Origin of the sequence: Yinghuangia sp. YIM S09857, assembly GCF_051388915.1 — a bacterium.
In the GTDB taxonomy this organism is placed as follows: domain Bacteria; phylum Actinomycetota; class Actinomycetes; order Streptomycetales; family Streptomycetaceae; genus Yinghuangia.
Genome location: NZ_JBPKBH010000018.1, coordinates 165,717 through 180,041 on the forward strand (window position 1 = coordinate 165,717; position 14,325 = coordinate 180,041).

Here is a 14,325-nt window from a genome sequence, read left to right on the forward strand (position 1 = left end):
TCGTTCCACGGGTCCTGCCGGACTGGGCCGCATGGCCCTGGTGGGCACCTCACATTGGGCACAGGGTCGAGGAGAACGGCCGGCACCCGATCGGCCGCCGAGGACAGGTCCGGGCCATGGGTCACTTCAGCGAGCAGACGCCCATCGTCGTAGGGGTCGAAGACAGTGAAGCCGCTCGGCGCGCCGCCGACTGGGCATCCGATGAGGCAGCGGTGCACAAACGTCCGCTACGCCTCGTGCGGGCGCTGGACTGGCCGCCCGGCGCCGACCGACGACCCGATATGACGAGTCCCTGGGAGACCTGGAGCGGGCGTTTCCGCGCCGCGGGTCAGAAGGCGCTCGACATCACGCGCGCGCAGGTACTTGCGCGGCACCCGGACCTCACGGTCGACGAAGAACTCGTGGACGGGACGCCGGACGACGTGTTGCGTGCCGCCGGGCGTGACGCGGCCATGGTCGCGCTGGGCTCCCGTCGCCTTTCGGCGCTGCGCGAGGCCCTGACCACTGGCAGCATCGCCGTCCCGGTCATCGCCCACGCCCACTGCCCCGTAGCGGTGATCCGCCGCCACGAGAACACATCCGCGGTTCCGAACACGGTAGTCGTGGGTGTGGACGGGTCCCGGGCGTCCGAACGAGCACTGGCGTACGCCTTTGAAGAGGCGTCGTTGCGCGGCGCGACCGTACTGGCGCTCTGGGTCTGCCACTTCCCCATGACGCCGGTTGCGGCTGTCGCCGCGGACGCCGCGAGGCTGAACGCCCGCGAGACTTTGTCGAGCACGCTGGCCGGCTGGACCGCCAAGTATCCCGACGTGCCGGTTCGACAGCAGATCGCCTTCGGTCACCCCGTGCGTACGCTTGCCGACGCCTCTCGGGACGCGCTGGCCGTGGTGGTCGGCCAGCGAGGCCTGGGCGGCTTTCGAGGAATGCTGCTGGGCTCCGTAAGTCAGGGCCTGATACACCATGCCGAGGCGCCGCTGATCGTGGTCCCGGCCGGGCATGACGATGCCTGACCACTCGACCTCGGAGGCCGTCCGACCTGCGGCGCGCCGCGGTCTGACCGCGGCGGCGGTCGCCGAGCGGCTGGCACGCTTCGGACCCAACAGCATCGCCCGCGCGCGTCCCGTGTCACTGTGGGCGCGGGTCGCCGGGCAATTGCGGGACCCCCTCATCCTCGTGCTTCTCGCCGCCGCCGTACTGACGGCGCTGACCGCGGACTTCGCGGATACCACCGTCATTCTGCTCGTCGTGACGGTGAACACCGTCGTCGGTGTCGTGCAGGAGATTCGCGCTGACAGGGCGGTCACCGCGCTGTCGGATCTCTCCGCTCCGACAGTGCGCGTGGTCCGCGACGCCGTGGAGAAGGAGATTCCGTCTACCGAGATCGTCCCCGACGATGTTGTGCTGCTTGAAGAAGGCGACATCGTGCCCGCCGACGGCGTCCTCTGCGAGGCATCCGCCCTCCTGGTGGACGAATCAACGGTGACCGGCGAGTCCGTCCCGGTCGACAAGGTCGCCCTCGCCGGCTCCGAGGCCCACTCGCGGCCGGAAGGCGCCGTGCAGGCCGGCACCGTCGTCGTACGCGGCCGCGGCGTCGCGATCGTGACCGCCACCGGCGCACGGTCCACGCTCGGTCGCATCGCGTCCCTCATGAGCGAGCAGCACGAGCCCACGCCGCTGCAACGTCGCCTCGCGCAACTCGGGCGCGTGTTGGCGCTGGTGGTCATCGCCTTGTGCGCCGTGGTCTTCGTGCTGGGGCTCCTGCGCGGCGAGCCCGTCGAGGCGATGGCGGTCACCGCGATCAGCCTCGCCGTCGCCGCGGTACCCGAATCACTGCCGGCCGTCGTAACGCTGGGCCTGGCGCTCGGAGCCCGTCGCATGGCCGTCCGCCGAGCCATCGTGCGCAACCTGCCCGCCGTGGAAACCCTGGGGTCGGTAACTGTGCTGGCCACCGACAAGACCGGCACCCTCACCGAGGGCCGCATGGTGGTCGAACGACTGTGGACGCCGAACGGGTCGGCGCATGTGACGGGCACGGGATATGGCCCCGACGGCACCGTTGCAGCCGACCGTGGGGCACCCGAAGCAACCGACTTCGTCGACCTGTTGACCGCCGCGGCGCTGTGCAACGACGCCACACTGGTACCGCCCGCAGAGGATCAGGACGCCGACTGGACGGCGCTCGGAGATCCCACCGAGGCGGCGCTGCTCTCGGCGGCGGCGAAGGTCGGCCTGGAGCGGGACGCACTACGGGCTCGGTTCCCCCGAGTCGCGGAAGCGCCCTTCGACAGCGGCCGCAAGCGTATGGCCACCATCCACCGCAACGACGACGGCAGGCTGCACGCGGTTCTGAAAGGTGCGCCGGAAGTGGTCCTCACTTCCGAATTCATCGCCGCGACGCCGGGGGACATCGCCGACGCACGCCAAGCCGCGGACGACCTGGCCTCCGGTGGCCACCGCGTCCTCGCTGTGGCGACACGCGCGTTGGACCGCCTGCCGGACGAGGCCGCCCGCGCCGAACACGGTATGTGCCTTCTCGGGTTGGTCGCCATCAGCGACCCTCCGAAGCCGTCCGCGCGTGAGACTGTGGCCGCCTGTCTCGGGGCCGGTATCACCCCGATCATGATCACCGGCGACCACCCCGCCACCGCCCAGGCCATCGCAGAGCGACTGGGCATCGTCGACAACGACGACGCGCAGGCGCGTGCCTCCGTGCTGACCGGCGCAGACCTCGCGGATACGTCACCCGAAGAGCTCACCGCAGTTCGCGTCTTCGCCCGTACCACGCCCGAGCAGAAGCTCGCCATCGTTCAGGCTTGGCGCGCCCGGGGAGCGGTCACCGCCATGAACGGCGACGGCGTCAACGACGGCCCTGCCCTGAAGCAGGCCGACATCGGGGTGGCGATGGGGCGCCGCGGTACCGAGGTGGCACGGCAGGCCGCCGACCTGGTCCTTGCCGACGACGAGATCCACACGGTCGTCGCGGCGGTCGAGGAAGGCCGGCGCGTGTACGCGAACATCCGCCGCTTCCTGCTGTACGCCCTGGCCGGAGGCGCCGCGGAGATCGCCGTCATGCTCCTCGGCCCGGCTGCGGGTCTCGCCGTGCCGCTGCTGGCCGCGCAGATCCTGTGGATCAACCTGCTCACGCACGGTCTCACCGGTGTCGCGCTCGGTGCCGAGCCCGCTGAATCCGGCATCATGCGCAGGCCACCGCGGCCCCCGGGCCAGAGCATCCTCGGGGACGGCCTGTGGCAGCGCATCCTCGGGCTAGGCACCGTCGTCACCGCGGTCAGCCTCGGAGTCGGCGTCTGGGCCGACCACGCCGGGCGGCCGTGGCAGTCGATGCTGTTCCTCGCGCTGCTGTGCGCACAACTGGGTGTCGTCATGGGCCTGCGCAACAAGGTGTTCGTCCGCGACAACCTCTTCCTGCCCGCGGCAGTCCTCGGCTCCCTCGCGTTGGGCCTGCTCGCGCTCTACGTACCGTTCCTGCGGGACGTGATGGGCACCGAGCCGCTGTCCGTCCCGGACCTGGCCATTGCGGTGCTCGGTGGTGCGCTGTGCGGCTTCGCCGCCGCCCGCGCCGATCGGGGGATGCGCGCTCGGGCGAGGTGACGAGTGGACCAGCCGGGGCCACGGCGACAGTAGAGCGCCGCGTCGATCACCACTTTCCGCGCCGCGGCTCGCCTGGCCCCACCCCGGCGCTCCAGCTCGATCTGGTTGCGACGCGGGCATTCGAGGACACCTCCGCATGCTGACCTCGTACGACGACGAAGACGCTCTGGTGGCCGCCGCGATCGCCGGTGCCTCGGGCTACCTGCTCAAGCAGTTGAGCGGGCAGGACTTGGTCGAGGCGATCGTCGAGGTGGCGGCAGGCAAACCCCTGCTGGATCCGGTGCTCACAGCACGCGTCATGAACCGGGTGCGGGATCGGCACGTGAGCCCGAACGCCCGCGGCATCTGCGATCTCATTGCCGAGGGTCTGACGAATCACGAGATCTCCGACCGTCTACAGGCGACCGAGAGCGCCGTCCAACGTGAGATCGCGATCCTGATGGAGCGTCTTGGCCTGTATCTGGAGGAGCATGCCGAGCTCCGGGCCGTGTCTGCGCCCGACCCGCCCACGGCACCCCGTGGCCTGGAGACTTGAGGAGCCGGGGCAAGTCGGCGTCAGCGGCCGGTGCGCATGACGGCTTCGGTCGTCTCCACGTGTGCCTCGGGTCCGGGGAAGAACAGGGTCTCCCGGTCGTTGTCGGTCCACTTCACCAGATAGGGCGGGGACCCGTCCGTGTGTTGGACGGCCATCACGCGACCGATCCGGCGCGCGCCGCCGAGGTGAACCGACTCAACCACGATCCAGTTGCCGACTTCCGCGTTCATGTCATTCACACCTCCGTCACCGAGCGGGGTCGATCCAGGCGGGCGCAGGATTCGCCGTCGAGGTGCCGACGGTCGATTCGATGTCCGCTGCCGCAGCGTGCAGCAATTGGTTGGCGAGGTCGGACAAGGCACGCGCCGCGGCCAACTCGTCGCCGATTTCCGGGACATCCGGATCCGCTGGGTGCTTACGGGCGTCACCCACGCCCCGCAACGCGGTGGCGTCCCCGGTACGCAGCCGCGCCTCCGCGTGCGTACGCACCGTGGCGCCGCCCTCGAAGTCGTCTGCGGCCTTCTCGCTCAGGTAGATGTCAACCGTCCATTGCTTGGTGACTGCCATCGTCCTCACCTCCGGTTCGATTGTCTTGTCGCTTCGGCGCCCGCCTCCCCGACCGGGCACGATGAATATCCGCGTCGGAGCGGTCGCGTCACGAGTCTGCGAGCGGCGGCACACCACAGGCGGACGGATGCGCATGTCGTCGTGCCTGTACGTGAGTTGTTCCCGGACAAGGACCACGTCGTCGACGCCACGGCACATGCGCGTCAGGATGGCGACGAGGGATTTCTGCTCGACCTGGCCGGCCAGGTCGACGATTCCGTCGCGGACGCGGACGCGGACGCGGACGCGGACGTCGATGGTCGAGGATGCCTTTTCGCGCGCGGCGCGTACGACGCGGCGAGTGATCATCTGCAAAACGAACGGAGCCGGGCCCTGTCGGTCGGCTTCTTTGCGAAGCAGGTCGCTCTCGGAAACGACACCGAGAACGTGGTCGCGGCTGTCGACGACTGGTACGGCGGCGATGTGGTGTTCCCGAAGCAGGCGGACGATCCCCGCGAACGGAGTCGTTTCTCGCACGCCGACGACATCGGTGGTCATCTGGGATTCGATGCGGTGGTATTGCATGGTGTCGTCCTGAGGCCCAGTGGCTGTCAGTCGACGGGAACGAGTAGTACGGGGGCGTGCCCATGGTGCAGAAGGGCGTGGGTGACGGGGCCGAGATGCCAGCCGAGGCGGCCGTGTCGACGGTGCGTGGCGAGGACGACTACTGAGGCGGAGCGAGAGGCGTCCAGCAAGACCTGCGTGCGGCGGCCCATGATTACCTCGGTGACGACTTCGACGTCCTTGTACTCGTCGCGGACCGGTGCCAATGCTTTGGCGAGGATTGACTTGCCGCCTTGCCTGCACATGCGCGCGGCCTCGGCCGCGGTGCCGGTTTGTGCGGCAAGTCCGTAGACCGGGAGATCCGGCAGAGACCACGCGTAAACGGCGTGCACACGCTGACGGCGCCCTGATGCCTCCAAGAATGCCGTGCGCACTGCGGCCTCGCCCGTCTCGTCGGCGATCCCCACCACGACGCACGCTTCGGAGGTACGGAAGTAGTCCTCCTCCTGAGGAGGCTGCGCGATGCCGGCCTCGCCGGCCCGGACGATCAGAAGCGGACAGTCCGCCTCGGAGGCGACTCGTCGGCTGACGGATCCGAGCAACATGCCGACGAACCCGCCGCGTCCTCGACTGCCCATGACGACCAGGTCGGCGCCGTGTCCGACCTCGGTGAGAACGTCGCCGGGCTCTCCTCGAAGCACCGAACTGGTGACGGTCAGGCCGACCCTTCGGCGGCGAACACGTTCGGCAGCGGTCCGCACAATTTCGTCGGCTTGTTGGGAGAGTATGCCTTCGGTCCAGTGCCCTTTGGGTGTCTCGTCCCAGGCATGGACGACCTCGAGCGCGGCTCCGCGCAGGTGTGCTTCGTCCGCGGCCCAGTCGAGTGCGTTGTCGGCGGCCGGCGAGCCGTCGACGGCGGCGACGACCCGGGGCGCGCCGAATTCCGAATTCTCCATCATCACCGCGACCTTTCATTTCCGACAGTCAACTTCCGACAATCGCGCACGGTTTCAGGCTGCGCGCAGGGGCGAACCCCCTGTAGGGCCGGTCGGCCCATGACGGCGCCATCGCTCTGTGCGGATTGACGGCTACGGATGGCGACGACCGGTCGGCACGCGCACCGGGCGTTGCTCGTCGTCCAGGGCGGCCACGCGGGACATTTCGTCGTGATAGCCGAGGCAGTCCAGCGTTCCGGTCAGTCGTGCGGCGGCGAGTGCTTGCTCGCTGTGTTCCAGGGACACTCTCTCTGCGTCCGCTTCGGCGCTGACCCTGGCGTCCTGCCACACATACCCTCGGCGCTCCGGCTTACCGCGCTTGGTCCACCGCGGGAACTCCCGCCGTCGCAGCCGACCGCATGCGGACACGAAGAGGGCGGTGCAACCGAGGGTGAGGACGATGAGCCCCAGGGCGGTGAGGACGAGCATGGTGGCCACCTCCAGCAGGCGATGCGTCGCGTCTTCTCCCATCAGCGTGGCCGTGGCGCAATCGGCTGCCATCGGCCGAAGGACCCGGTGGCGCGGGACCGTCAGCCCGTCGCCGTGATTCGCGTCGCGGTGGGCCGTTCGGCCCTGGCGTCACAAGGGGGCCTGAGATGTGATCACGGCGACGCCACCTCTGGATCAGAGGTGGCGGGATGGCACGAGTTACGGAGGTGTCCCGATGGATCCCACAGCGGACACGCGCCCGGAGGTGTCAGGCAGCCTTACGGACGAGGTCGGCGCGACACCCGTCAGAGAGGTGATGAGCGTCGCGCTGGTGACGGTGGCCGAAGACGAGTCGGTCCTGATGGCCTGGGAGATTCTTCAGCGGACAGGTTTCCACCACCTTCCGGTGGTGAACGAAGACGGCCGGTGTCCGGGGCTGGTCGAGCGGTCGGAGCTTGCCGTTGCCTGCTCGTCTCCTGCCGCGGTGCTCAGCGAGCGCTATGTGGGAGATCTGGTGGTCGGTCGCGGCCGCGCATTGGTCCACGACGATGCCCCGGTGTCGCGGGCCGCCACGGTCATGACGGAAGTGGGGACTGACGCGCTCCCGGTGCTGGACGCCTCGGGACGGTTCGTCGGCCTGCTCACGGCGCGAGACCTTGTCGCCCTGCTCGCGGGACGGCACAAGCGCCCAGGCACGGCGGCCGGCACGGGTCCCGTGCTCTTCAGCCTCGAACCGGTTCTGCCGTACCCCTTCGAAGACTGACTCCGGTGCTGTCGGGGCCGACCCGATGGCGGCCCGACAGCACCGGCCGGACGGTCACGTTGACGGGTGTCCGTGGGCGTGCGGGTCGGCCCCCTTCGGGGGTGGCGGCCTGCGCAGAACGGCCAGGCGTCGCAGGTACTCGTCCTCGTTGATCTCGCCGCGGGCGAACCGCTCGGCGAGCAATTGCTCAGGCGTCTGGCGATGCGGGGGCGGTGCGACGCGTCGCGGGTGGTCGCGGTCGGACAGTGTGCGCGTCAACCACACGACCATGGTGATCACCAAGGCCCAGATGACCACCATGGACGCGGTCATCCCGAACCAGCCCCAACCGCCGAGGTTGTGATCGGACCAGATCATCGCGTGTTCACCTCCGGATTCGGGGTCCGGTGCCACGGCCGGACCGCTTCTCGACAGCCCCAGCGTGCTGCCGCGGCGCGGTCGGCCATAGGGCCGATCGGCCCGGCCCCGGACCCGGGGTGTCCGAACCGGGCAACGCTCAGGCCTTGCCGCCCAGGAGAACTCTGAACGTCTCGCCGGCGTGGACGGTGTGTTCGTTGTCCTGGATCTGGACCCGAATCGCGGTGGACTGGCCTGGGCGCAGTTTCACAGCAGTCGAACGGCGGGTGATGCGGACGTGGACTCCCCAATGCCCGCGGTAGCGCATCCGGAACTCCAAGGGACCCGCGCCTTCGGGCAGCACCGGATCCAGACGAAGCGCGTCCTCGCGCACCTCAAGCCCTGGGTAGCCCCGCGTGAGCAGATCCAGGCACCCCGCCATCGCACCGAGATGGATGCCTTCGGCAGTAGTCCCGCCTTGGATGTCGTGCACGTCGGAGGCCAATGCCTCACGAAGGAACCGTCCGGAACCGCCTCTGTCGCCTCGCGCAAGCACCCAGGCGTGGACCACCGAGCTCAACGTCGAGCCGTGGGCGGTCCGGTCCAGGTAGTACCGGGTCGTCCGCCCCCATAGTCCCGGGTCCGTTTCGTAGCCCATGTACGCCAGGAGTTCCACGAGTTCGGCCGGTGAGAACAGGTATGCGAGCATGAGGACATCGGCCTGCTTCGACGCCTTGTAGCGGTTGGGCGTGTCGCCCTCGGCTTCCAGGATGCGGTCGAGCCGCCGAATGTCGCCGTACTGCTTGCGGTAGCGCTCCCAGTCGAGTTCGGCCAGCTCGCCGTATCGGTGGAACTGACTGATGACCCCGTCGTGGAAGCAGACGCGGAGTTTGCGGGCCACGTGCTCCCAGTGGGCGGGTTCGTTGTGGTGCAGGCCAATTCGCTCGCCGAGTTCAGCGCGCCTGTACTCAGGGAGGACGGTGAGCGCATGCGCCGCCTTGCGCAGAACCCAGGACGCAAGCACGTTCGTGTAGGCGTTGTCGTCCAGCCCGGCGGCGTCCGACCAGGGATAGCCGTCGTGGTATTCGTCAGGTCCCATGACCCCGCGAATGCGGTACCTGCCGATGACCGGGTCGAAGGTCGCGATGTCCGCCCAGAACCGCGCAATTTCCACCAGGAGCTCGGCGCCTTCAGCGGCAAGGTACGCACCGTCGCCGGTCGCCTGGTAGTACGTCCACACGTTGTAGGCGATTGCCGCGCCGACATGGCGCTGCCGGTGGCTGTGATCCTCCAGCCATCGACCTGACCGTGGATTCAGATGCATCGCCGGGGTTTCCTCGCGCCCGTCGCTCCCGCTTTGCCACGGGAACATCGCGCCCCGGAACCCGGCCGCGCGGGCGGCGGCCCGGGCGGCGTCCAGCCTGCGATACCGGTAGCGCAGTAGGCCGCGGCTGACGTCAGGAAGCCGGAGGTTGAGATATGGCAGCACGAACAGCTCGTCCCAGAAGACATGCCCCCGGTACGCCTCACCGTGCAGGCCACGGGCCGGCACACCCGCGTCCAGCGCGGCCGTGTGCGCGCTCAGCGTCTGAAGAATGTGGAACGAGTACAACCGCGCCGATGCTTCCCCGTCCGAATGCGGGCCGAGGTCGAAGTCGAGCCGACAACGGCCCCACAGTTCGGTCCATCGGCGGATGTGGGCAACCAGCAGAGCGTCGAAGTCGCCTGCCTCCGTGACGGCTTGGCGGGCGGCGGTGGCAGGGTCGGCGATAGCCGGGTCCCGCCCCGTGTAGATGGCTACGACCTTCTCGACGCCGACGGGCTCGCCCTCGATCGCGTCGAATGTGAGGTCCTCACCGATCCGGCGCAGCTCCGTCCATCGATCGGTGGCGATCGGGGGGCCTCCCGCTGCCACGCAGGTGCGAGCCGCGACGGCCACACGTACGCGCGACGCCAGCGTCTCGGTTTCCAGCAGCATTGCGTCGTCGCCGATGGTGTGCCGACGAAAGCCGCCCAAATGTTCATCGGCGAGTCCGCGGTAGCGTCGCACCCCACGATTGCGGATCGCCCCGTCGATCGCCGAGCGCACGGTGAGTGTGCCGGACCAGTTCTCGGGCACGAGGACCGTCTCCAGGGCGGCGAGGTGTGGATGCGCCATGTGGACGAGGCGACGCTGGGTCATCTGCGTGACGCGACCCGCGGAGTCGCGTACGCGCGCCTGGCGTTGCATCACTCCACGGCGCAGGTCCAGCACTATCCGATGCTCGACCAGCTCTTCCACGGTTCCGGCGAACCAGGCGCCATCGTCGGCGCGGAAGGTCATCGGCAGCCAGTTGGGGAGGTTGACCAGGTCCTCGTTCTCGACGCGGCGGCCCGCGATGTGGGAGACCGCCCGGTCGTAGAGGCCGGCGACGTACGTGCCGGGATAGTGCACATCGTCCGCCCGGGCCTCGGGGAAGGCGGCCCGCGTCGTCAGGTATCCGTTGCCCAGAGCGCACAACGACTCGCGAAGGCCCTCTTGGGCGGGGTCGAACCCTTCGTACCGCAGCACCCACGCGCCATCGTGTCGATCCGACGCCGCAGTGCTGGAGGGGGTGTCCATCTCTCCTCCGATGCGGGCGCTGACGCCTCGTGTCCGGACGACACGGGCGCGACCGGCCCACGTCCACTCCAGCACCACCACCCCGTGCTCGGCAGGGCCGAACGGCCCGATAGGGGCGAGGTGCCCATCTGCGCGGTATCAGCCGAACATGAGCACAGCCGCACCATGGACGCGGTCCTCGGCGAGATCGGCCAATGCCTGGTCCGCTCGGGTCGGCGGGTAGGGAGACGTGCTCACTTTGATGCCGATCTCCTGAGCCAGGCGCAGGAACTCGGTGCCGTCCTCGCGTGTGTTGGCGGTGACGCTGCGTAGTTGACGTTCGTGGAACAGGTGTCGCTGGTAGTTGAGGGTTGGTACGTCTGTCAGGTGGATTCCTGCCAGCGCGAGCGTTCCGGAGCGGTCGAGCGCTTGCAGGGCCGCGGGGACGATGTCTCCGACCGGCGCGAAAACGATCGCGGAGTCGAGGGGTTCCGGCGGTACGGCGTAGGTGTCCTGGGCCGAGGCGGCGCCGAGTTCCAGCGCCAGGCGGCGCGCGGATTCGGCGCGGGTCATCACGTGCACCGTTGCGCCCTGGGCGAGGGCCACCTGTGCCGCGAGGTGCGCCGACGCACCGAAACCGTAGATTCCGAGGCGGCCGTGGGCGGGCAGCTCGCTGCGTTTCAGCGCCCGGTAGCCGATGATCCCGGCGCACAGCAGCGGCGCGAAGTGCTCGGCGTCGGCGGCGCGGGGAAGCGCGTACGCGAAGCCTTCAGGAACCACCGCGTGCTCGGCGAAGCCGCCGTCGGCATCCCAGCCGGTGTAGGCAGAGGAAGGGCACAAGTTCTCGTGGCCCGTTGTGCAATACCGGCAGACGCCGCAGGTGTGCCTGAGCCACGCGATGCCGATGCGGTCGTCGATCCCGAAGCGCGATGTGCCCGGTCCGAGTGAGTCGACCGTCCCGACGACCTCGTGGCCGGGGACGGTGCCCGGGCGATGTGGCGCGAGGTCGCCCTCGGCCAAGTGCAGATCGGTGCGGCAGACCCCACATGCCTCGACGCGCACACGGACCTCTCCCGGCCCCGGCTCCGGCACACCACGCAGCACGCTTCGAAGTGGACCTGAGGTGACCGGTCCAGGTGAGTGCACGATCCAGGCGAGTTCTTGCGGCCCGAGCTTCCGTCCATCTCTTGCGATCATGACGCCTCCTCGGCAAACGCCGGATACGGCTCGACCGGGCACCGGTCTGTGCCTGTGCCCTACAGAAGGCCTACCCGGGCACCGAGACGCGCCCACGGACCGTGCTGCCTCCGGCATGGGCCGAACGGCCCTGGGCGGACTCGGCGGCAAGCGCAAACATGAGGGAAGGAGCAATCGGAGGTGGGCCATGTCCGTCCTCGTCACGTACGCGACCTGCCACGGTTCCACCCGGTCGATAGCAGAACGCATCGGCGAACGGCTCGCGGACTACGGCATGCGCGTCGACGTACGCGAGGCCCGGTCGGTCCAACACGTCGGCCACTACCATGCCGTCGTGGCCGGGAGCGCGGTGCACAACGGCGACTGGCTGCCCGAGGGCGCGGAGTTCCTGCACCGGCACGCGCAACTGTTGGCCGAGCGGCCGGTGTGGCTTTTCAGCGTCGGCATGGCGCCGGCCGGACACGGACGCCGCGGTCGTTGGTTCGCAGCGCACACCCGGGTCCCCAGGGCTGTCGCGGTGGACCGCGACCTGGTTGATCCGCGCGAACTGCACTACTTCGCGGGTGTGCTCGCGCCTGAACACATCCCTTGGCACGTAAGGTCGTTCATGTGGGCGTTCGGCTGGCGCATCGGTGACTTCCGCGACTGGGACGAGGTCGACGCGTGGGCATGCGGCATCGCCGAGAGGCTGGCCGCCAAGTGGACGGTCGAAGCCGAGGAGAGGCGCGAACCGTCGTACTGACCGCCGACCGCGTCCTGGTCGTCGACGCGCGCTCGTCGAGCCTGACACTCTTGGTCGTCGGTGCCGACGGCGTGGTGTCCGCACATCCGGACATTCACTGCCCCCGAGACCCTTCCCCCGGGTGCCGTCACGGGCTTCCTCCGGTCGGCGGGGCCGGTCGACGCCGTCGGCCACCGGGTCGTCCACGGCGGCGCCGGCTTCACCGGCCCGGGCACGGGGTCACACCGACCGTTGCAGGCCGTATCGCGCCCCTCGCGCCGCCGGCCCGCTCCGCCAGGGCCGGGCGCTGGCCGTGATCGACGCCGTGCGGAGACCTGCCATCTCGGAGCGGGCGCATCCTCGTGCACGGTGCACAGCGGCGAATCCGTCGACGCGACCATGGGCCTCACTCCGGCCGAAGAGCTCGCGACGGCCACCCGGCCCGGCGAAGTCGATCCCGGTCTACCGACCTGGCTGCTACGCAGCAAGGTCGGTCTCGACGAACTCGACGATGTGTCTGGAGCACGGCGCCGGCCTGGGGGCATCGGCGTTGTCGTTCGTTGTCGTTCGGGACGCCATGTCGGCGTAAGGGGCGTCGAGGTGGGGAGGGGACACCGGGAACGGTCGCCGCCTCGCCGCCTCGGGTCCGGTCCGACGTCCTCAGCCGCGGAACAGGACGACCTTCAGCGCGCCGGTCTCGCCGGCCCGGGAGAAGACGTCGTAGGCGTCCTGCATCTCGTCGAGGCCGTAGCGGTGGGTGACCATGCCGCTGGTGTCGAGGCGCCCTGCGGCGAGCATGNCAGCGCGCCGGTCTCGCCGGCCCGGGAGAAGACGTCGTAGGCGTCCTGCATCTCGTCGAGGCCGTAGCGGTGGGTGACCATGCCGCTGGTGTCGAGGCGCCCTGCGGCGAGCATGTCGAGGAGCATCGGGGTGCTGCTGGTGTCGACCAGGCCGGTGGTGATGGTGACGTTCTTGATCCACAGGTCTTCCAGGTGCAGGGTCGCGGGGCGCCCGTGCACGCCGACGTTGGCGACGTGTCCGCCGGGGCGGACGAGCCGTGCGCACGTCTCGAACGTCTCGGGGATGCCGACGGCTTCGATGACGACGTGGGCCCCGAAGCCGTCGGTGGTCAGCGCTCGGACGGCTTCCTCCGGGTTCTGGTCGGGGGTCAGGGTGATGTCGGCGCCGAAGCGTTTTGCCGCCTCAAGGCGCCCGGTGTCCGGGTCGATGACGATGATGCTTGCGGGTGAGTAGAGCTTCGCGGCGATGACCGCCGCCAGCCCGATGGGCCCTGCGCCGACGACGGCAACGGTGTCGCCGGGGCCTACGTGGCCGTTGCGGACGCCGACTTCGTAGGACGTCGGCAGGATGTCAGCGAGCAGTACGGCGGCCTCATCGCCGACGTTGTCGGGGAGCTTGTGCAGCGAGTTGTCCGCGAAGGGCGTGCGCACCAGTTCGGCCTGGGTGCCGTCGGCGCGGTGGCCGAGGATCCAGCCGCCTCCGCCGGTGCACTGGCCGTACGCGGCAACGCGGCAGTATCGGCAGCGCCCGCATGAGGAGATGCACGAGACGAGGACCCGGTCGCCGGGCTGCACGTTCCGCACCCCCTGGCCGGTGTCGACGACGGTGCCGACGGCCTCGTGGCCGAGGACTCGGCCGGGTTCGACCTCGGGCACGTCGCCTTTGAGGATGTGCAGGTCGGTGCCGCAGATGGTGACCGCGTCGACGCGGACGATCGCGTCCTCGGGGTCGACGATCACCGGATCGGCGACGTCCTCCCAGCTGCGGCGGCCGGTTCCGTGGTAGACGAGCGCCTTCATGGCGACCACTCCGTTCGATGGGTGAGGCTCGGGGTGTGCTTCGAGCCTGCTACCGAAGGAGCCGACACCACAGGGCCGTTCGGCCTGTCGGCGCGATCTCGTTGATCAGCTCGCGCTGCCGTGAGGCCTGTCCTGTTGGACTTCGGTGGCGAAGACGGCCGCTTGGACGCGGCGTTCGAGGCCGAGCTTGTTGAGCAGCGCGGAGACGTAGTTTTTGACGGTCTTCTCG

The 14,325-nt window shown here is 69.3% G+C and carries 14 protein-coding genes and 1 pseudogene; 6 read left to right on the plus strand and 9 right to left on the minus strand.

Annotation, left to right across the window (positions count from 1 at the left end; genetic code table 11):
- Positions 1–116 precede the first annotated feature (116 nt).
- The 3 genes from ACRX5S_RS30965 to ACRX5S_RS30975 all read left to right on the plus strand — a co-directional run bounded on the left by ACRX5S_RS30965 (position 117) and on the right by ACRX5S_RS30975 (position 4,144).
- Positions 117–1,010 (plus strand): universal stress protein, encoded by an 894-nt coding sequence (locus tag ACRX5S_RS30965; protein WP_436776457.1) that lies wholly within the window; start codon positions 117–119, stop codon positions 1,008–1,010.
- On the plus strand, positions 997–3,609 hold the full coding sequence (locus tag ACRX5S_RS30970) for a cation-translocating P-type ATPase (RefSeq protein WP_436776458.1): 2,613 nt from the start codon (positions 997–999) through the stop codon (positions 3,607–3,609). Before ACRX5S_RS30965 ends, ACRX5S_RS30970 begins: the two co-directional genes overlap by 14 nt.
- Positions 3,610–3,745: 136 nt before the next feature.
- Entirely contained in the window at positions 3,746–4,144 is a 399-nt protein-coding gene (locus tag ACRX5S_RS30975; RefSeq protein ID WP_436776459.1) for a hypothetical protein, read from the plus strand.
- Positions 4,145–4,164: 20 nt separating this feature from the next.
- Here the strand turns inward: ACRX5S_RS30975 and ACRX5S_RS30980 are convergent, their stop codons facing one another.
- From ACRX5S_RS30980 to ACRX5S_RS30995, 4 genes are all read right to left on the minus strand, one after another.
- Positions 4,165–4,374 (minus strand): DUF1918 domain-containing protein, encoded by a 210-nt coding sequence (locus tag ACRX5S_RS30980; protein ID WP_436776460.1) that lies wholly within the window; start codon positions 4,372–4,374, stop codon positions 4,165–4,167.
- A gap of 16 nt (positions 4,375–4,390) precedes the next feature.
- Positions 4,391–5,275, minus strand: coding sequence for a dsRBD fold-containing protein (locus ACRX5S_RS30985; protein WP_436776461.1), 885 nt, complete (start codon positions 5,273–5,275; stop codon positions 4,391–4,393).
- A 26-nt stretch (positions 5,276–5,301) separates the two neighbouring features.
- On the minus strand, positions 5,302–6,213 hold the full coding sequence (locus tag ACRX5S_RS30990) for a universal stress protein (protein ID WP_436776462.1): 912 nt from the start codon (positions 6,211–6,213) through the stop codon (positions 5,302–5,304).
- Between the two features lie 129 nt (positions 6,214–6,342).
- Positions 6,343–6,750, minus strand: a complete 408-nt coding sequence (locus ACRX5S_RS30995; RefSeq protein ID WP_436776463.1) for a hypothetical protein — start codon at positions 6,748–6,750, stop codon at positions 6,343–6,345.
- Between the two features lie 163 nt (positions 6,751–6,913).
- Here ACRX5S_RS30995 and ACRX5S_RS31000 point away from each other — a divergent pair, with 163 nt between their 5' ends.
- Positions 6,914–7,441 carry a CBS domain-containing protein gene (locus ACRX5S_RS31000; RefSeq protein ID WP_436776464.1) on the plus strand — a complete coding sequence of 176 codons (528 nt, stop codon included), beginning with the start codon at positions 6,914–6,916 and terminating at the stop codon, positions 7,439–7,441.
- A gap of 54 nt (positions 7,442–7,495) precedes the next feature.
- Here the strand turns inward: ACRX5S_RS31000 and ACRX5S_RS31005 are convergent, their stop codons facing one another.
- From ACRX5S_RS31005 to ACRX5S_RS31015, 3 genes are all read right to left on the minus strand, one after another.
- Complete coding sequence (locus ACRX5S_RS31005) at positions 7,496–7,798, minus strand: SHOCT domain-containing protein (RefSeq protein ID WP_436776465.1); 303 nt, start codon at positions 7,796–7,798, stop codon at positions 7,496–7,498.
- Positions 7,799–7,937: 139 nt separating this feature from the next.
- Positions 7,938–10,379 carry a glycoside hydrolase family 65 protein gene (locus ACRX5S_RS31010; RefSeq protein WP_436776466.1) on the minus strand — a complete coding sequence of 814 codons (2,442 nt, stop codon included), beginning with the start codon at positions 10,377–10,379 and terminating at the stop codon, positions 7,938–7,940.
- 138 nt (positions 10,380–10,517) lie between these two features.
- Entirely contained in the window at positions 10,518–11,555 is a 1,038-nt protein-coding gene (locus tag ACRX5S_RS31015) for a zinc-dependent alcohol dehydrogenase family protein (protein ID WP_436776467.1), read from the minus strand.
- Between the two features lie 187 nt (positions 11,556–11,742).
- Here ACRX5S_RS31015 and ACRX5S_RS31020 point away from each other — a divergent pair, with 187 nt between their 5' ends.
- On the plus strand, positions 11,743–12,297 hold the full coding sequence (locus tag ACRX5S_RS31020; protein ID WP_436776468.1) for a flavodoxin domain-containing protein: 555 nt from the start codon (positions 11,743–11,745) through the stop codon (positions 12,295–12,297).
- 60 nt (positions 12,298–12,357) lie between these two features.
- Complete coding sequence (locus tag ACRX5S_RS31025; protein WP_436776469.1) at positions 12,358–13,116, plus strand: hypothetical protein; 759 nt, start codon at positions 12,358–12,360, stop codon at positions 13,114–13,116.
- Here ACRX5S_RS31025 and ACRX5S_RS31030 read toward each other — a convergent pair.
- Positions 13,077–14,096 (minus strand): annotated as a pseudogene (locus tag ACRX5S_RS31030) (zinc-dependent alcohol dehydrogenase family protein); the annotation flags it as partial. The gene ACRX5S_RS31025 and the pseudogene ACRX5S_RS31030 overlap by 40 nt on opposite strands.
- 105 nt (positions 14,097–14,201) lie before the next feature.
- Positions 14,202–14,325 (minus strand): LuxR C-terminal-related transcriptional regulator (locus tag ACRX5S_RS31035; protein WP_436776479.1); only part of this gene is annotated, 124 nt, incomplete at its 5' end.